We start from the raw sequence: 17,010 nt of genomic DNA, 5'->3' as shown, positions 1-17,010 counted from the left end.
ATCGGCCCCAGAAAAGAAAAACCCTACAACAAGGGGGCCTGTTGTAGGGTTCTGCAGGATGGAGTCCAGCCTTGGGCTCATTGATGGCGAGATCCGTCTACTCCTTGCCTCACGTCCATATGTCTTAGTCCTTGGTTAAATTATGGCAAGGTCGAGGGAATAAAAAAAGGCGCCATTGTCACTAGCATTTGTAGGATATGTCTCACAAAATCCTCGGCACACTTTAGAATACCTCCTCCGGATCCAGGTCGAATAAGTACTGGGGTTCTATATCCAGATTTCGGATAATGTCATCCCCTTCCTCTTGCAGCAGCTCCATATCTTGCGGCGCCAGCTCCGCCTGCAGACCTTGCCGAATCACAATTTCCACCCGGCGATTGCGAGCTCGGCTTGCGGCGCTGTCGTTAGCCGCCAGCGGTCTAACGTCGGCAAATCCGGACACCTCAAAGCGCCCAGGTTGTAAATAACCACCGCGCATTAACTGCGATGCCACCGAGGCGGCCCGCATAGCGGATAAATCCCAATTAGAGCGAAATTGCGACGAGCTAATGGGCACGCTATCCGTGTGCCCCTGGACTTGAATGCGCCCAGGCTTCAGCATCAATACAGCGCGAATTTCGTCGATAACGTCGTAATAATCAGGCGCTAGGCGTGCCGAGCCCGACTCAAATGAACCTTTCTCACGGATGCGAATAATAATTTGTCGGCCTTCGGTTTCGATCTCAAGTTCACCGTTAGCGATTTGCTCTTCCAGCTTACTGGCCAGCTCGGCAGCGTCTTGGCGGGTTTGCTCTACCAGGCCCTCGATGATTTTTTGCAGCCGGTCTTTGGCGCTGTCATCGACATTGGGCTCACCGCGCTCAATGTCGTACTCTTCGGCGTCGCGCACCTCCAGACTCATTTTGGTAATGTCTTGGGTGCGCTGATAAATCTCGGTGATCGGGGTCGGGTCGGGCTTGCCCGGACTAAACTCCTGGGCAATGATGCTGGTGCCTTTGGGTATTTCGTTGACGTTAATCTGAGCTTGGACCCCAAACGCCTGGGCAAGAGAGCCCGCCAGGCGGCGAAATTTCATCGCGTCCATCTCGGAAAATGAAAGCAGCAGTACGAAAAAGCACATCAGCAGCGACATTAGGTCGCCAAAGGTCGCCAACCAAGCCGGGAGGCCGGGGGGACATTCGCATTCGTTCTCTTCTTCATCCATTGTCGCTACTCCCGCTACTCCGCCGCATCGGCGACTTCGCGTTTACGCTCCGGCAAATAGGTGCGCAAAATAGTGTCGATCACCCGTGGGTTCTGGCCATTTTGAATAGCCAGCAAACCGTCGATGATCATACTTTTAATCAAATACTCTTCCGTCGCGCGCAGCTTTAACTTATCGGCTATGGGCAGGGCAATGGCATTGGCAATGACGGCACCGTAAAGAGTGGTCAGCAAAGCCACTGCCATGGCCGGGCCAATCGCCTTCGGGTCATCCATATTCGCCAGCATAGCCACCAGACCGATCAGCGTCCCGATCATCCCCATGGCCGGCGCCACGTCCCCCATGGAGGCGAAAATTGAAGAGCCCAAGGTGTGGCGTTTTTCCGCGAGCGAACGATCTTTAGATAGCATCGTACGCACCACATCGGGGTCGTGACCATCCACCAGCAATTGAATGCCCTTTTGCAGAAAGCCGTTGGTCACCTCTTTGCCTTCCAGCGATAACAAGCCACCTTTACGTGCCGCATCGGCCAGATCGACGATTTCATCGATCATATCCAACGGATCGTCCAGCTTATTGCTAAAGCTTTTTCCGGCGACTTTAAACGCACTTAAAAACTGGCCCAAACCATACTTGGCCATCACCGCAAAGATACTCCCCCCGACCACAATCACCAGAGACGGGGCATTGACGAACATACCGACTTCGCCCGACATAAACATCGCGGTGACGATCAGGGCGAGGGCCCCCAACAGCCCAATTAGTGTTGCTAAATCCACACCTTACTCCTTAACGGCCTCTGGATATATTGACATACTTACCATCTATTCTAGCCGCAAACCACTGTCGACAGTAAAAATAAAAAACAGCTCTAAAAGCGTTATAATAAGCCCACATTCATGGGATACACCCTACTTATCGGCCACAAGCCCTTAACATTAAGGACGCAATCCCCCAAGTAACAGGTTTAGTTATGCCCGCAACCAAAAAAAAAGTCGAGCTGGAGACTTCTCTACAAGAGCTAGAAAGCATTGTCAGCCAAATGGAGTCCGGCGAGCTATCACTGGAGCAATCACTGAAAGCTTTTGAGCAAGGCATAAAACTAACCCGCGAATGCCAACAGCGCCTAACCGATGCCGAAACACAGGTAAAACTGCTGCTTGAGCAAAATGGCGAATTAACCCTCAACGATTTTGACCAGCCGGAAACACTGTAATGTCCGCCTACGCAGACTTTTCAAAGGCGGTTCGAGCGCGTATTGATCGGGCTCTCACCCAAGCCATCCCCACAACTCGCGACAACCCCCTCAGCGAGGCCATGCACTACGCCTTGGCCGGCGGCGGTAAACGTATTCGCCCACTGTTGGTATTTGCCGGTTTTTATGCCGTCAACGCCGAGCGAGACCACTCCGCTCTCGACCACTTGGCCTGCGCCATTGAAGCGATTCACGCTTACAGCTTGGTGCACGACGATCTGCCCGCTATGGACGATGACGACTTACGCCGCGGCAAACCAACCTGCCACATTGCTTTCGATGAGGCGACCGCTATTCTCACCGGCGACGCTCTGCAAACGCTGGCTTTTGAATTACTGGCTCAAGCCCCCGAAGTCAGCGCTACTACCCGCATCAGCTTAATCCAAACCCTCGCCCAAAGTGCTGGCGCGCGCGGTATGGTACTGGGGCAAGCCATCGATTTGGCCGCCGTCAACCAAACCCTGACTCTGGCTCAGCTTGAGCATATGCACCGCTGCAAGACCGGTGCACTCATTGACGCCAGCGTCGCCATGGGTGCTCAGTTGGGTGCAGCCACTCATGCTCACTTAGCGGCTTTGGCTCGCTACAGTCGCGCACTGGGGCTGGCCTTTCAGGTGCAAGACGACATTCTCGACATCACCTCCGACACTCAAACACTAGGCAAACAACAAGGTGCGGATCAAGCTCGCAACAAGCCTACTTATGTCTCGCTGCTGGGGCTGGAAGCGGCTCAAGAAAAAGCCCGCGCACTGCAACAAGAAGCGCTCTCCAGTCTCACCCAGTTACCGGGCAACACCCAAGCTTTACACCTAATTGCGCAATATGTGGTTGAGCGTGAACACTAGTGGCGCCTACAATGGCACGTTTGCGATAACCGACGTACCCAAATGCTGAACGAAATACCTCAAACGCGCCCGGCAACACCGTTGCTTGACCGCATCGACTCCCCCGCTGATTTGCGTGAGCTCACCGAAAAAGAGCTGCCCAAACTGGCAGAAGAGTTGCGCGCCTTTCTTTTGTACAGCGTCGGGCAAACCGGCGGGCATTTTGGAGCTGGCCTCGGCGTGGTCGAGCTGACCATTGCTCTGCATTACATTTACAACACCCCCGAAGACCGCCTCGTGTGGGATGTGGGCCACCAAACCTATCCCCATAAAATCCTCACCGGCCGCCGTGAGCAGTTGCTCACCATGCGCCAAGAGGGCGGCCTATCCGGCTTTCCCAAGCGCGAAGAGAGCGAATACGACACCTTTGGGGTGGGCCACTCCAGCACCTCTATCAGTGCGGCCTTAGGTATGGCGCTGGCTGGGGGAGAGCGCAAATGTGCTGCGATAATCGGCGATGGCGCCATGACCGCCGGCATGGCCTTTGAGGCGCTCAACCACGCCGCCCACACCGATGCTGACCTACTGGTCATTCTCAATGACAACAATATGTCGATCTCGCCCAATGTCGGCGGTTTGGCCACGTATTTATCTAAGATTTGGGGCAGTAAGTTTTACAACTCTCTGCGCGAGGGTAGCAAGCAAGTGCTCACCAAAATTCCATCGGCGTGGGAGTTTGCCCGGCGCACCGAGGAGCACTTTAAAGGGTTTGTCTCACCGGGCACTTTATTCGAAGAGCTGGGGTTTAATTACATCGGCCCCATCGACGGTCACGACCTGCCATCTCTTGTGCGCTATTTACGCAATCTGCGCAGTGTCAAAGGCCCAAAGCTGTTGCACCTTATCACCCAAAAAGGCAAAGGTTTCGAGCCCGCCGAGCTAGACCCGGTCGGCTACCATGCACTCAACAAGCTCGAACCCGCACCGAAAAAACCCGTCCCCAACCGGCCCAAGTTTCAAGCTGTATTTGGCCAGTGGCTGTGCGATATGGCGGCGGTGGAACCGCGCTTGGTGGGCATCACCCCGGCCATGTGTGAAGGCTCCGGCATGGTGGAGTTTGCCGAGCAATACGCAGAACGCTTCTACGATGTCGCTATTGCAGAGCAGCATGCGGTAACCCTAGCGGCAGGCTTAGCCTGTGAAGGCCAAAAGCCGGTAGTGGCAATTTACTCTACTTTCTTACAGCGTGCTTACGACCAATTAATTCACGACGTTGCCCTGCAACAGTTAGATGTCACCTTTGCCATTGACCGAGCGGGCTTGGTCGGTGAAGACGGCGCCACCCACGCCGGCAGTTTTGATATCTCTTTTTTACGCTGCATTCCCAATATGGTACTCGCCACGCCTTCGGACGAAAACGAGTGCCGACAACTGCTGTACACCTGCTTCCAGCACCAGGGGCCAAGCGCGGTGCGCTACCCCCGAGGGCGCGGTGCCGGCACTGCAATTGAACAAGCCATGAACGCCCTGCCAATTGGCAAGGGCATTATCAAGCGACAGGGCACCAGCGCCGCGCTACTATGTTTTGGCACCTTGGCCACTTGCGCGCAAAAAGTCGCCGCCGAGCTGGGCTTAACCCTGTGCGATATGCGTTTTGTGAAACCGCTTGATACTGAATTGATCGATCAGCTAGCCCGCGACCATAACCTACTGGTAACACTGGAGGAGAACGCCATCGCCGGTGGAGCGGGCTCCGCAGTCACCGAATATTTGCACAGCCAGCAAAACACGACATCGGTGTTACAACTCGGCTTGGCCGATGAGTTTGTCGGCCACGCCAGCCAAGCCGACCAATTAGCCAGCCAGGGACTGGACGCACAAGGCATAAAAAGTGCCATCAACCAAAGACTCGATCAACTTGGCTGGCGCCACTTAGGGGGCCTTTGAGTTAGCTCACCGGCGTTAACTGTTGCAACAATGAACGCCAGCACAAGCTATAAGAAACGCCGAATATCTCGCACACAATTGGGGTGGTAGCGCTCGAGCCACTCGACACTGCGCTCCAACATATCATCTGCCTGTACCGGGCCGAACAACTCACACATCACCACATAGAGCTGATTCACCACGCGCCGAATTTCAGGCGAGGCGCATACCACCGAAAACGACTTGCTCGCACCATCGCTATCAAACCAACTCCGCAGGCGTGTTTTCAAGGCGGGGTTTAACGGCATGTCGGCCAAACGAACCAAAAAATTTAACCGAAATTGCAAAAAAATATTACTGGGCATAACCGTTTCTAGCGCCACTAAAAAATGCTCAAACACTTTATCTAACCGCTCGGGATACTCGCGTGGGGCACTTTCGCGAACCGACAAATCTTTCATCACACCGATTGAGGGTGCGGGGTCTGGCAAAAGTGTCTGTGAGCTCGGATCTTGGCTGAGGTTTAATAAGGCGCGGATGACTTCTTTGCGCGGGCCCAAATTGCTAGCCAACATCGATAACTTACCCACATACTCATTCAGGGCAAAAACCGGCTTATCAGCGTACTGTTGCTCCCACAACTGAAACGCTTTAGCCAGTTCTTCGCCCTGCAAAAAGTCAGACAAAGCCGTGTAAACAATGCGCCGCTTTTGTATTTGCACTGGGGTGGCACTCATCGTTCGAGCACCTCCAGTGTTTTCTCGTTATAAGCGTTGCCTTTAGTAAACTCAGGATACCCCAGCTCAGCATGCTCAGTAATATCTAAGCCGCGCTGCTCATGCAAAGGCTCGGCCCGCAGCGGCATCACCCAATTAACCAATCCGTAGATAATTAAAGATCCTACAAAGGCCCACAAGAAGCAGGTCAGTACTCCTATGCACTGTACAATCACTAACTCTATTGAAAGCATATCTTCGGCATAAAACAAACCGGCGGCAATGGTGCCCCAGGCACCGGCAAAACCATGCACAGGGATCGCCCCCACCACATCGTCAACTCGCATTTTTAACAATAAACGAGATCCATACACCACCACTAAGCCTGCTATCAACCCGGTCACAACCGCAAACAATGGGTCCATAGTGGCGCAACCGGCAGTGATACTGACCAAGCCACCTATCGAGCCGTTTACCACCTGCTCCACCAATATGGGTTTACGCCCCAGCGCACAAGCTAATAGCGCCCCGGCGGCCCCGGCACAGGCGGCCAAATGAGTATTTAGATTAATTAGGCCAATAGAAACATCCGCCCCTAAAGTACTCCCCCCATTAAAGCCAAACCAACCAAACCAGAGAATAAAGCCGCCCATGGCCACATAGCTTAAGTTATGGCCCGGAATTCGGTGCACACGCCCTTCGCTGTCAAAGCGACCGATTCGCGGCCCCACCACTAAAGCCCCGGCGAGCGCCACCCAGGCACCTAGCGAATGCACAACCGTTGACCCGGCAAAGTCGATAAAGCCGAGCTCGGCCAGCCAGCCGGTTCCCTCAAAAGCACTGCCCCACGCCCAACTGCCAAATACCGGATAGAGAAATCCCATCACCACACAGGCGGCTACTAAGTAAGCATTAAACCGGGTTCGCTCAGCCATAGTACCGCTGGCTATGGTTGCAGCTGTGGCGGCAAACATGGCCTGAAACAATACGACCGACCAGTCCCACTCCAAGTCAGGGTTTAACAAGAAGTGGTCGGTCCCCCAAAAACCTGTTGGGTTAGCACCAAACATCAGGCCAAACCCAACCAGACAAAACACCAACGAACCTACACAGACATCTGCGTAGTTTTTCATTATGACATTAACTGTATTTTTGGCGCGCGACATACCACTTTCAAGCAAGGCAAAACCCGCTTGCATAAAAAATACGAGAGCGGCAGCAACAATAATCCAGACAGTATCAACGGAGGTTTGCGAGGCGACCGAGTCAGCCGCCAGCGCAGGACAAACACACAGCAGCAACACAGCGCTGAGCAGTGGGGACAGTACATTCTTCATGGGCATTCTCTTAGTTTTTCTCATGGCCGGCTTGGTTTTTTGACGCCGGTTGTACCACCGTGTGTTATACGATGGTGCAATTATGGTTTTGCTCTCGCTTTAACGCATTTTGCGTGCCACTGTACTTTTTTTCTTACCTCTTAATAACTTGCAAGTGATTGGCAGATATCCCGCTCAATCTAGTCAGCGTTGACACCAAAACCCCGCACCAATGCAGAGCAAAGGCATCACCTCATGCGCCAATCCTGCACTACAGTGGCTTTGCCAGAGAGCATTCACTTGCCTGTCATATTGAGCCTTCACACTGCTCAATATTTCGGCATTGATGCTCACAGAGATACACCCACTACAGCGAGCGTGTATTGCCTATTAGAGATCATTTTAAGGATTGAAAATGAACATTGCCGTCTCCTACCAACGGGTTCGCGACCTAGCCGTATCCGTTGAGCCGCTAACCCCGCAAACACGCATTAAAGATGTTGCCGACCTGTTTTTGTCGGAAGATTATCGGGCACTGCTGTGTCTGCCCGTGGTCACTGCGGGTCAGGTAGCCGGCACCATTTCCCGCTATGCGATTATGCGGATATTTTTGCAGTCCTACGGACGCGAAATTTACGGCTCCCGGCCGGTGGGTGACTTTATGAACAAAGAGCCGCTGCTCATTGACATCAATACCGATATCGAAGAGGCCAGCCGCTATGTTCACGCCCACATCGACAACCCTATCACCGAAGACTTTGTGATCATCACCGGCGAAAACCAGTACTACGGCATGGGAATGGTTCTGTCGCTGTTGGAGCTGCTTGAAAAGCGCGCCGAGATACGCAACCGCGCCCTACAAACGGCCAACCATCGTCTTAAATCGTCGCAAGCTCATTTGATTCAATCGGAAAAAATGGCCTCGCTCGGTCAGATGGTCGCCGGCGTTGCGCACGAGATAAATACGCCACTGGGTTATGTGCAATCCAATGTAGAACTGGCGGCAAGCTTGCAAGAACACATTGAGCAATTGACCCAAAGCAACCAAGCGCTGGTAGCCGCCCTTCTCGCCGATGAGCCAAACGACGAGACCATCACTCAGGCCATTAGCGTCAACGCCGCAAGCATCAACGAGACGGTTGATCAAGGTATGATTGAGGATTTGCGCACACTGGTAGCCGACAGCCTGCACGGACTGGATCAAATCGGGGAGCTGGTGGGCAACCTGAAAAACTTTGCCCGCATTGATCATATTAAAATGTCAGAGGTCGATCTCAATGACTGCATCGATAGCGCTCTAAATATTGGCCGCAATATCATTAAACAAAAAGCGCAGGTGATAAAAGACTACCAAGACGGCACTGTGATCGAGTGCGTATCCTCGCAAATCAATCAGGTTCTGCTCAACATTCTTACCAACGCCGCCCAGGCCATCGACAACTGGGGCAAAATTAAAGTTAAAACACGCGTGCGCAATGACTGCGTCGATATTCATATTCTCGACAATGGGCGCGGCATGCCAGAGGCCGTGCGCAAAAAGATTTTTGATCCCTTTTTTACCACCAAAAAAGTGGGGGAAGGCACTGGTCTGGGGTTGTCGATTTCCTACCAGATCATTCAACAGCACAAGGGCGTCATCAATGTGCGCTCGGTTGAGGGCAAAGGCACTGAATTTGTCATCCGCTTACCTAAAACGCAAAGCTCGCAATCCACGGAGGAGCCAATATGACGGCAGCTAAGCCCACCTTATTGTTTGTCGACGACGAAAGTCGTATTTTAAGGACGATGGAGATGGCCTTTCGACGCGACTATAACGTGCTTACCTCAAGCGACGGCCGCGACGCATTGGAGCTATTAAAAAACCACGCGGTCGATGTCATCATCTCGGACCAGCGCATGCCAATGATGACCGGAGTAGAAGTATTGCGCGGTGCACGGGATATATCCCCCGGCACAGTTCGCATTCTGCTTACAGGCTACGCCGAGCTTGCCAGCATCGTCGGCTCTATTAACGATGGCGAAATCTTCCGCTACATACAAAAACCCTGGCACCTGATCGAATTGCGCAAAACCCTGGACGAAGCCGTGGCCATCGCCCGGGAAACAAAACAGGCCATTGCTGAGCCCGCAAAAGCCAAACCGAATGCCGGCGACATTGTGGTGCTGCACAGCAAAAAAGCCATGGCCCAGCTTATTGCCAAGGAGAAGCCCGAGTATCGAGTCGGTTACGCCACCACTGTCAACGATGCGATGGAGCTATTGATTAAACACCCCAAAGCGATCTTACTGACTGATCTCATTTTACCCGAAGGGGACATTTCCGAAGCCTTGGCTCTAATGAAACAGCGCCGCCCCGAGCTAGTTGTTCTGGTGGTGACCGCCTTTTCCGACACCAACCATCTTATTAAGCTGATTAACCGCGCCCAGGTGTTTCGGGTACTGCCTATGCCTTTATCGCGCCGTATGCTGTACGACAGCATCAGCTCAGCGCTCAAACACCGTCAATCCCTGCAAGACAAGCCTGCCTTGTTGCGTCGCCATAAAGTCGAGGCCAACACCGATCCGACCCCTGAACCGAGTACGAACCGCAGCCTTATGGGCAAAGTGCGCGGCTATTTGGAGCGGATGCGAACCAGCGCAGCATAACGGGCAATGCTGCCTTGCTGGTCGGGGTGGCCTTCGCCCCGCCACTGCCTTATGATGCCCTTTTATCGACACTGGGTAAGGATATGTCAGAACTTAAAAAGAATCTGGAAATTAAGTCGTTTCTCGCGCTACTGCTGATTGTATCGGCCGCCTTTCTCTGGATATTGCAGCCTTTTTTTGGCCCCATTTTTTGGGCCTGCGCTCTGGCGATTATTTTCCACCCCATCCAGACGCGTCTATTGAAAGGGCTTAATCACCGCCCCAATAGCCAAGCACTCATTACCTTGACCATGTGTTTAGTGATTGTGATTATTCCGGTGATATTTTTAATCAGCTCCGTAGTCACACAAGCGGCGGACTTGTATCAAAAAATAGAATCGGGTGAATTTGACCTAGCCGGGCGTATCGAACAATTTCAAAATGCTTACCCAGCGATCCAGCAGACGTTCGAACGTTTTGGCGTTAATTTTTCTGATTTAAAAAACCAGTCCGTCGACCTAGCCATGAACAGCGGCAAATTTATCGCCCAATACACCTTTGATATCGGCTCAAACGCGTTCAAATTTGTACTGGATTTCTGCTTAATGCTCTACCTCACCTTCTTTTTCTTACGCGATGGCAACAACATCAAAGAATTAATGGTGCGCGCCCTTCCCATGGGCGACACCCGCGAACGCCTATTATTCGCCAAATTTGCCGAAGTCACCCGCGCCACCGTCAAAGGTAACCTTGTGGTCGCCATGACTCAGGGCGCTCTAGGAGGGGTTATTTTCTGGATACTCGGCATTCCCGCCGCCCTACTGTGGGCAGTTGTCATGGCATTTGCCTCTTTGTTACCCGCCATAGGGGCCGCCATTATTTGGGGGCCGGTGGCAATTTACCTTTTAGCCACAGGAAGTTACATACAAGGGATTATTTTGGTGGGCTTCGGCGCCGGTGTCATCGGGTTGGTCGACAACTTACTGCGCCCCATCTTAGTCGGCCGCGACACCAAACTGCCCGATTACATCGTACTGCTTTCAACCCTGGGCGGTATGGCGCTGTTTGGCATTAATGGTTTTGTGATTGGTCCCTTAATCGCTGCTTTATTTATCGCTTTTTGGGGCATATTTATGCGCGAAATTAATGTGGATGAGGATTGGGATACACTCCTAATAGAAAACGATAGACCAGAAACAGAGGGAACCCTAGAGGCCAACACTCAGGCAGAAGGTTCTGCCAATGAAACAGACCAACCATAGCCTCTATAGCCTTATTAACTAAATAGTTTGCTAACCAAAGACTAGAGCAAGCCGGGGTTAAGCCGCCACACGGTGTAGTTTAAAACCCCGGCAAAACTCACCCATCCAACATACGGCGCCAACAACCAGGCAGCAGTTTTATCGAACCGCCTAAACTGCCACACCGTAGCAACAAGCAAACTCAATAGCACAACAATATCCAACAAGGCGGCCGCCCCCAACTGCCAGGCAAAAAACAGCCAGCTCCACAGCGCATTAACGGACAACTGCAACAAAAATAGCCATACTGCAGGTTGGCGCAGTGCGGGGGCGCGCACCCACACACGCCAGATGGCAACCGCCATCAGCGCGTAAAGTAAGGTCCACACCGGCCCAAACACATACCCCGGCGGCGCCCAAGCCGGCTGGCGCAACTCGCCATAGAACGCACCTGCATTCACTGACGCTAAGCCGCCAATAAAAGCCGCGGCAAAACACACAACCAGCCAAACGAGCAAACTTAACCCCTTAGCCTTTAGTAAAACCATATAACTCTCCTACTTAGAGTACAGTCATAACAAGAGTACGAAATCACCGTCGTTAAGATCACTCTAGCCCACCCCCTGTCGCGCGGCATCAATAATATCCATTAGACGAGCCAGATAGGCATCTTTGGGGCGGAAGCTGCCGCTGGTACTGGCTTTAATATCGCGTTCCAAAGCATCGAGCATTCGATAGAGCCGGCGCTGATGAATGCCCAATAGCGCCTGTACCGGATCGGATAACAGCCCGGAAAAGCAGGCCAAGACCGCAAACACCAACATTACACCCAAAGTAGACAGCACAACCAATTCGATACCCGGCGTAACCGGAAACAGGGCGTAGTACCACTGCCCCACGCCCTGACCTAGAAAGAAGTTCCAAGCCGCCAGGCGGTTGGCCAAAAAACCGGCCAGTGCAAAGCCGATGGCAATACCGCCCGGAGTGAATTTTTGCAAGGTAAATGCACCTGCGATGGTGGCAATAATTGTATTGCTAATATCCGCATTGGCGGTACGGGTTAAAGCGTATTGCGCCAATGCATCATTCAGGCTTTTTTCCAACAAAGCTTCTTGTTCATCCGGCAGCGAGTCCAAGTGCTCAGCCTCAACTATCGCTTCAACAATGCACTCGCGCAGCCGACTACTGCCAGATTCGCCATCGTCGCGGTCGCGCAATAGCAGGTCGCGCTCGGCACAGGCCATAAGGTACTGCTGAATCCGGGTACGCAGCCCCACAGGACAGTGACGCAATAACCTTGCCGGTTGTCGTAAACTGAGTTTATCTAGGCCCCAGGCAAGCAAGTGCGCCGCCAAGTAAAATGGCACCCACAAAAGATTGAGAGGCGAGCGCAGCATATCCCACCCCAAACCATGACGATTGGTACGCCAGGCGCCAGGATAGCAAAAGTGTCGACTTACAAAACTGGGCACGCGTGCCCGGCACTCGGCAAAATACTTCGCCACGCCGGCATGAATAGCGGCAATGAGAGCCTCCTGACTGGGCTGCTCAATAGTGCGAGAAGAGGTTGTGATCGGTGGGGTCGTCATGAACACTACTTTAGCATTAATTGGTCTGCGCAGGATGACAGCACAAAGCCATCCAGAGCGGGGGATGATCCGAGCCTTTGCGCCGCGCCACCATATTATTCACAAGTACCTTTATTAACGCCTCCGCATGTTTAGATGCTGTCGTTGCGTTTGCTCCTCGGTCATGACCAAACGGCACTTCCCGCTCAAACAATGCCTGAACCATTCTTTGCTCTGTTACACGGGGGGTGACCTATTAAGCAAAATATTGGCTACAACTGACTAATCGCCTGGCGGTGTTTGTCTTCATCTCCCAGGTTTTGGTAAATATCCGCGGCCAATCGGTAAAAACGCTTTTCATTGGGCTGACTCCGAATCGCAGCTTCAATTTTAAGCGCCGCCTGTTCATAGGACTCATCCTCAAACAGCTCGGAGGCAATTAGGTACTGATAATAAGGGTTTCTATCCCGATACAGATTGGCAAGATCCGACAAGTGGCGGTGCTGTGAGAGTTGCCCTGCATACAAATAAAGCTGGCTTAAGTTCATGATGGCGGTAAGATCCTCGGCATTGAGCTCCAAAGCTCTTAGGTAGAGCGCTTCGGCCAGTTCAGTATGTCCTTCACTCGAGTACAAAGCCGCCAAATTATTCCACAGATAGCTTTGTTTAGGTGCGAGCGTTAATGCTCGTCTCAAATAGACAAAACGCTTTGCCAAGGTTTCGCGGCGCGCTGGCAATACCATCGCCCGATTATTGTAAAACTGAGCGACCGCGATATTGTCGTCAATCGTTCTTTGAGGGTAGTAGCTGCGATAGCTCTCCATATCCAGATCGACAATCATGTCGTCACGATTAAACTTCAGGTCCACACGAGTGTTTACATGGCGTATCAGTTGAACCCTGTCATTCGACAGATTCCAGGCTGGTGGAATGGTGACATCATTTATCTTCGCATCTAAACCGACATGTCGGGCCAAGCTAGCAAACAGAAGCGAAAAGCTCAAACAGTTGGCTTCGCGCAGGCGAAAAGAGTCCCTAGGGCTATGGGTCGCGGAACTTTGATAACGAATACCCATGCCACCGGCAGATTCCGGCAGCAGCAGCGCCTTATGCAGAGCCTCCACTTTTTGGTCTTGAAACCTACTTCCGGCCACACTTCGCTCCGCAAAACGCTGCATCGCCGGCGTGAGCTCTAATAAGGGCTCCTCAGCCTCAACAGAAACCGCTTGCACATCAACGCCTAAGGCTTGCCCAGAAAGGGCCGTATCAATAAGCGGTTGCGGCGCCGGGGCCAGGTTGGCAGAAATCCGTGACCCCGCACTGGTGCATCCGGCAATAGCCAAGGCTATCAGCGGACCAATCAAGAGCCTTCCCGTCAAACTAACTAAGCGCTGCAGTTGTTTTTCCTTCATTGCCCAACCTCCATGACTTCTTTGAAGTATAGCCGTTGACGGCAAATTGCTTTGGAAACCCCTCACTTTGCGCACCGTAATGCACCCCCGTGCACACCAATTGCACCAACACACCACCAAAACCACCACAAAAAAATGCACAACAAGGATACTTTTTTATGCATCGCAATTTTTTCTATGAGCCACAAGTGTGCATAAGAGTGTATTACGCCCTAAACCCTATGTCATTAAACGTCAACACTGCACGGTTTTGGGCAATTCCAGTTTTGGCACGGCCTTTGAAACTATCGACCTGAACTTTGATGAAACGTTTTTCAAAATAAACGACAAATTCTTTAGCGCGAGGCCGATACAAACAACTTAAAAAGTAACGGAGCATTAAGCGCTACCGTTGCCGTGCTAGTAACGAATTAAATTAAACACCCTTGGGAATTAGGAGATTAACGATGGAAAATCGACTGGTAAAAAAGACATATTTAAAAAGCATAGGGCACTGGCTTACACCTTTGAAAAACATCATTCTTAGCGTCGCAGTTTTATCTGCCTCTGTGCATGCCATGGCACTGGGAGAGCCAGAAAAGGAAGACCTTAAGTTCGGCTTTATTAAACTGACCGATATGGCGCCATTAGCAATCGCGTTAGAGAACGGATACTTTGAGGACGAAGGGCTTTTTGTTGAACTGGAAGCGCAAGCAAACTGGAAAGTGTTGTTGGATCGAGTCATCACTGGCGAGCTTGACGGCGCCCATATGCTGGCGGGACAACCCTTAGCGGCAACCATTGGCTATGGCACCAAAGCTCATATCATTACCCCCTTCTCAATGGATTTAAACGGCAACGGCATAACCGTTTCCAATACCATATGGGAGCAGATGAAACCACATATCCCCAAACAAGCTGACGGCAAACCCGTCCACCCAATTAAGGCCGATGCGCTAAAGCCGGTGGTAGAAAAATACCAACAGGAGGGCAAGTCGTTTAATTTGGGAATGGTTTTTCCCGTATCCACTCACAATTATGAATTGCGCTACTGGTTAGCGGCCGGCGGTATTCATCCTGGGTTTTACGCCCCACACAAAGGGGATACTTCTGGTCAATTACAAGCGGATGCCTTGCTCAGTGTGACACCTCCACCACAGATGCCTTCCACCATGGAAGCCGGAACTATTTACGGCTATTGCGTGGGCGAGCCGTGGAACCAGCAAGCTGTTTTTAAAGGTATTGGCGTTCCGGTTATCACCGACTATGAGATCTGGAAAAACAATCCGGAAAAAGTATTTGGCATTACCGCTGACTTTGCCGAGAAATACCCCAACACCACAATCAGGCTGACCAAAGCGTTAATCCGTGCGGCCAAGTGGCTGGATGAGAACAACAACGCCAACCGTCCAGAGGCGGTAAAAATTCTGTCTAAACCTTACTATGTCGGGGCAGATGCGGAAGTAATTGCCAATTCTATGACCGGTACTTTTGAATACGAAAAAGGCGATAAACGCTCCGTGCCCGATTTCAATGTATTCTTCCGCTACAACGCCACCTACCCTTATTACTCTGATGCGATTTGGTATCTCACCCAAATGCGTCGCTGGGGTCAAATTGCCGAGCATAAAGACGACAACTGGTACTTCGACACCGCCCAAAAAGTCTATCGCCCTGACCTTTATCAACAAGCCGCTCAGTCGCTCATTAAAGAGGGCGAAATCAGTGCGGAGCAATTCCCGGACTTTGCGAGCGAGACCGGTTTTAAAGGTCCACAGCCAGACTTTATCGACGGCATTACCTACGACGGCAGCAAACCCACCGAGTACCTGGAAGCGCTCGACATCGGTTTAAAAGCGACCGACTCTCTTTAATTTTTTATTGACGCTCAATTTACGCTTTGAGCATGGCGCCACCCTGTGGCGCCGTTTTATCTACGAGGAAATAAGCATGAACCCCTCTATATTGATCAAACAAAAGTGGCAACGAGCGAGCTTTGGCCCGGAGCAGTGGCAAGCCTTAGCTAAGGCCGTATTAACGCCCATGATCGGGCTAGTGCTGTTTATCGGCGTCTGGCATATCGGTGCCAAACAAGTGGATACATCGTTAGGGCAATTCCCAGGACCTGCCGAGGTTCATGAGCAATGGCAAAACTTACGCACCGAACACATCAGTGAGAATGAGCGCGAAGCGGCCTTTTACGAAAGGCAAGAACAACGCAATGCCAAAAAGTTGGAACAGAATCCAAGTGCTGAGGTTCGTTGGCGTGACTTTAACCGCCGCCCTACATTCTTTGACCAAATTGTTACCAGCTTAATTACCGTAATGACCGGTTTTTTTCTGGCCACGATGATTGCGATTCCGCTGGGTATCTTTATCGGCTTAAGTAATACGGTTTATCGGGCGCTTAACCCGATCATTCAGATCTTCAAGCCAGTTTCGCCATTGGCGTGGCTGCCTTTGGTTACCATGGTGGTGAGTGCGGTTTACGTTTCAGAAGACCCTGTGCTGGCCAAATCGTTTATTACCTCGGTTGTCACGGTCACCCTGTGCTGCTTATGGCCCACAATGATCAATACCGCCGTGGGTGTTGCCAGTATTAATCAGGATTTACAAAACGTTAGTCGGGTTTTGCGATTGGGGTGGTTAACACACATCAAAACCATCGTGTTGCCCTCCTCCATTCCTATGATGTTTACCGGCCTTCGCCTATCACTGGGTATCGCCTGGATGGTTTTAATTGCCGCGGAAATGTTGGCACAAAACCCAGGGCTCGGAAAATTTGTTTGGGACGAGTTCCAAAACGGTTCATCCAACTCACTGGGCCGCATTTGTGTGGCGGTATTGATGATCGGCTTTATCGGATTTCTGCTAGATCGCGCCTTGCTATTTATTCAAAGCTGGGTCAATTGGGACAAAACAGCCGTTGTGCGCTAACAGATCA

At 51.8% G+C, this 17,010-nt stretch carries 15 protein-coding genes; 8 read left to right on the top strand and 7 right to left on the bottom strand.

Features of this window, described 5'->3' with window-relative positions; all coding sequences use genetic code 11:
- Positions 1–223: 223 nt before the first annotated feature.
- Together Q4526_RS04665 and pomA are read right to left on the bottom strand one after the other, a co-directional pair.
- Positions 224–1,204 carry a flagellar motor protein MotB gene (locus Q4526_RS04665; protein ID WP_215975740.1) on the bottom strand — a complete coding sequence of 327 codons (981 nt, stop codon included), beginning with the start codon at positions 1,202–1,204 and terminating at the stop codon, positions 224–226.
- A 14-nt stretch (positions 1,205–1,218) separates the two neighbouring features.
- Entirely contained in the window at positions 1,219–1,983 is a 765-nt protein-coding gene (pomA, locus tag Q4526_RS04660) for a flagellar motor protein PomA (RefSeq protein WP_215975739.1), read from the bottom strand.
- 194 nt (positions 1,984–2,177) lie between these two features.
- Here pomA and Q4526_RS04655 point away from each other — a divergent pair, with 194 nt between their 5' ends.
- Genes Q4526_RS04655 through dxs form a run of 3 tightly spaced genes read left to right on the top strand, consistent with a single transcriptional unit; the run spans position 2,178 to position 5,230 of the window.
- Positions 2,178–2,420: an exodeoxyribonuclease VII small subunit gene (locus tag Q4526_RS04655; protein WP_215975738.1), complete on the top strand. Its 243-nt coding sequence runs from the start codon at positions 2,178–2,180 to the stop codon at positions 2,418–2,420.
- Positions 2,420–3,304 (top strand): polyprenyl synthetase family protein, encoded by an 885-nt coding sequence (locus Q4526_RS04650; protein WP_215975737.1) that lies wholly within the window; start codon positions 2,420–2,422, stop codon positions 3,302–3,304. The genes Q4526_RS04655 and Q4526_RS04650 overlap by 1 nt, the downstream gene beginning before the upstream one ends.
- A gap of 42 nt (positions 3,305–3,346) precedes the next feature.
- On the top strand, positions 3,347–5,230 hold the full coding sequence (gene dxs, locus Q4526_RS04645; RefSeq protein ID WP_215975736.1) for a 1-deoxy-D-xylulose-5-phosphate synthase: 1,884 nt from the start codon (positions 3,347–3,349) through the stop codon (positions 5,228–5,230).
- A 47-nt stretch (positions 5,231–5,277) separates the two neighbouring features.
- Here dxs and Q4526_RS04640 read toward each other — a convergent pair whose 3' ends face one another.
- Positions 5,278–5,946, bottom strand: a complete 669-nt coding sequence (locus Q4526_RS04640; protein WP_215975735.1) for a hypothetical protein — start codon at positions 5,944–5,946, stop codon at positions 5,278–5,280.
- Complete coding sequence (locus Q4526_RS04635) at positions 5,943–7,262, bottom strand: ammonium transporter (RefSeq protein ID WP_215975734.1); 1,320 nt, start codon at positions 7,260–7,262, stop codon at positions 5,943–5,945. The genes Q4526_RS04640 and Q4526_RS04635 overlap by 4 nt, the downstream gene beginning before the upstream one ends.
- 394 nt (positions 7,263–7,656) lie before the next feature.
- On the opposite strand from Q4526_RS04635, the gene Q4526_RS04630 reads away from it, so the two are divergent.
- From Q4526_RS04630 to Q4526_RS04620, 3 genes are all read left to right on the top strand, one after another.
- On the top strand, positions 7,657–8,970 hold the full coding sequence (locus Q4526_RS04630; protein ID WP_215975733.1) for a sensor histidine kinase: 1,314 nt from the start codon (positions 7,657–7,659) through the stop codon (positions 8,968–8,970).
- A complete protein-coding gene (locus tag Q4526_RS04625) occupies positions 8,967–9,887 on the top strand; it encodes a response regulator (protein ID WP_215975732.1) in 921 nt (306 codons plus the stop codon). Before Q4526_RS04630 ends, Q4526_RS04625 begins: the two co-directional genes overlap by 4 nt.
- Positions 9,888–9,970: 83 nt before the next feature.
- A complete protein-coding gene (locus Q4526_RS04620; protein ID WP_215975731.1) occupies positions 9,971–11,128 on the top strand; it encodes an AI-2E family transporter in 1,158 nt (385 codons plus the stop codon).
- A 41-nt stretch (positions 11,129–11,169) separates the two neighbouring features.
- Here the strand turns inward: Q4526_RS04620 and Q4526_RS04615 are convergent, their stop codons facing one another.
- From Q4526_RS04615 to Q4526_RS04605, 3 genes are all read right to left on the bottom strand, one after another.
- The gene (locus tag Q4526_RS04615; RefSeq protein ID WP_215975730.1) at positions 11,170–11,655 is read right to left on the bottom strand and encodes a TspO/MBR family protein; all 486 of its coding nucleotides are present in this window, start codon (positions 11,653–11,655) and stop codon (positions 11,170–11,172) included.
- Positions 11,656–11,718: 63 nt separating this feature from the next.
- Positions 11,719–12,696 carry a DUF6635 family protein gene (locus tag Q4526_RS04610; RefSeq protein WP_215975729.1) on the bottom strand — a complete coding sequence of 326 codons (978 nt, stop codon included), beginning with the start codon at positions 12,694–12,696 and terminating at the stop codon, positions 11,719–11,721.
- Between the two features lie 251 nt (positions 12,697–12,947).
- Positions 12,948–14,087, bottom strand: a complete 1,140-nt coding sequence (locus Q4526_RS04605; RefSeq protein ID WP_215975728.1) for a hypothetical protein — start codon at positions 14,085–14,087, stop codon at positions 12,948–12,950.
- 557 nt (positions 14,088–14,644) lie between these two features.
- On the opposite strand from Q4526_RS04605, the gene Q4526_RS04600 reads away from it, so the two are divergent.
- Together Q4526_RS04600 and Q4526_RS04595 are read left to right on the top strand one after the other, a co-directional pair.
- The gene (locus Q4526_RS04600; RefSeq protein ID WP_303609546.1) at positions 14,645–15,940 is read left to right on the top strand and encodes a CmpA/NrtA family ABC transporter substrate-binding protein; all 1,296 of its coding nucleotides are present in this window, start codon (positions 14,645–14,647) and stop codon (positions 15,938–15,940) included.
- Positions 15,941–16,016: 76 nt separating this feature from the next.
- Positions 16,017–17,003, top strand: coding sequence for an ABC transporter permease (locus Q4526_RS04595; protein ID WP_215975726.1), 987 nt, complete (start codon positions 16,017–16,019; stop codon positions 17,001–17,003).
- The last annotated feature ends 7 nt before the right edge of the window (positions 17,004–17,010 follow it).

Origin of the sequence: Gilvimarinus sp. 2_MG-2023 (assembly GCF_030547685.1) — a bacterium.
GTDB lineage: Bacteria > Pseudomonadota > Gammaproteobacteria > Pseudomonadales > Cellvibrionaceae > Gilvimarinus.
Note: the sequence above shows the minus strand (reverse complement) of the source record. Positions and strands in the feature narration are given on the sequence as shown.

Bases quoted from the DNA above. Each gene is read 5' to 3' on its own strand.
- Q4526_RS04665 (WP_215975740.1), bottom strand. From the start codon at position 1,204: ATGGATGAAGAAGAGAACGAATGCGAATGTCCCCCCGGCCTCCCGGCT.
- Q4526_RS04625 (WP_215975732.1), top strand. From the start codon at position 8,967: ATGACGGCAGCTAAGCCCACCTTATTGTTTGTCGACGACGAAAGTCGT.
- Q4526_RS04605 (WP_215975728.1), bottom strand. From the start codon at position 14,087: ATGAAGGAAAAACAACTGCAGCGCTTAGTTAGTTTGACGGGAAGGCTC.
- dxs (WP_215975736.1), top strand. From the start codon at position 3,347: ATGCTGAACGAAATACCTCAAACGCGCCCGGCAACACCGTTGCTTGAC.
- Q4526_RS04650 (WP_215975737.1), top strand. From the start codon at position 2,420: ATGTCCGCCTACGCAGACTTTTCAAAGGCGGTTCGAGCGCGTATTGAT.
- Q4526_RS04615 (WP_215975730.1), bottom strand. From the start codon at position 11,655: ATGGTTTTACTAAAGGCTAAGGGGTTAAGTTTGCTCGTTTGGCTGGTT.
- Q4526_RS04640 (WP_215975735.1), bottom strand. From the start codon at position 5,946: ATGAGTGCCACCCCAGTGCAAATACAAAAGCGGCGCATTGTTTACACG.
- Q4526_RS04600 (WP_303609546.1), top strand. From the start codon at position 14,645: ATGGCACTGGGAGAGCCAGAAAAGGAAGACCTTAAGTTCGGCTTTATT.
- Q4526_RS04635 (WP_215975734.1), bottom strand. From the start codon at position 7,262: ATGAAGAATGTACTGTCCCCACTGCTCAGCGCTGTGTTGCTGCTGTGT.
- Q4526_RS04610 (WP_215975729.1), bottom strand. From the start codon at position 12,696: ATGACGACCCCACCGATCACAACCTCTTCTCGCACTATTGAGCAGCCC.
- Q4526_RS04630 (WP_215975733.1), top strand. From the start codon at position 7,657: ATGAACATTGCCGTCTCCTACCAACGGGTTCGCGACCTAGCCGTATCC.
- Q4526_RS04620 (WP_215975731.1), top strand. From the start codon at position 9,971: ATGTCAGAACTTAAAAAGAATCTGGAAATTAAGTCGTTTCTCGCGCTA.
- Q4526_RS04655 (WP_215975738.1), top strand. From the start codon at position 2,178: ATGCCCGCAACCAAAAAAAAAGTCGAGCTGGAGACTTCTCTACAAGAG.
- Q4526_RS04595 (WP_215975726.1), top strand. From the start codon at position 16,017: ATGAACCCCTCTATATTGATCAAACAAAAGTGGCAACGAGCGAGCTTT.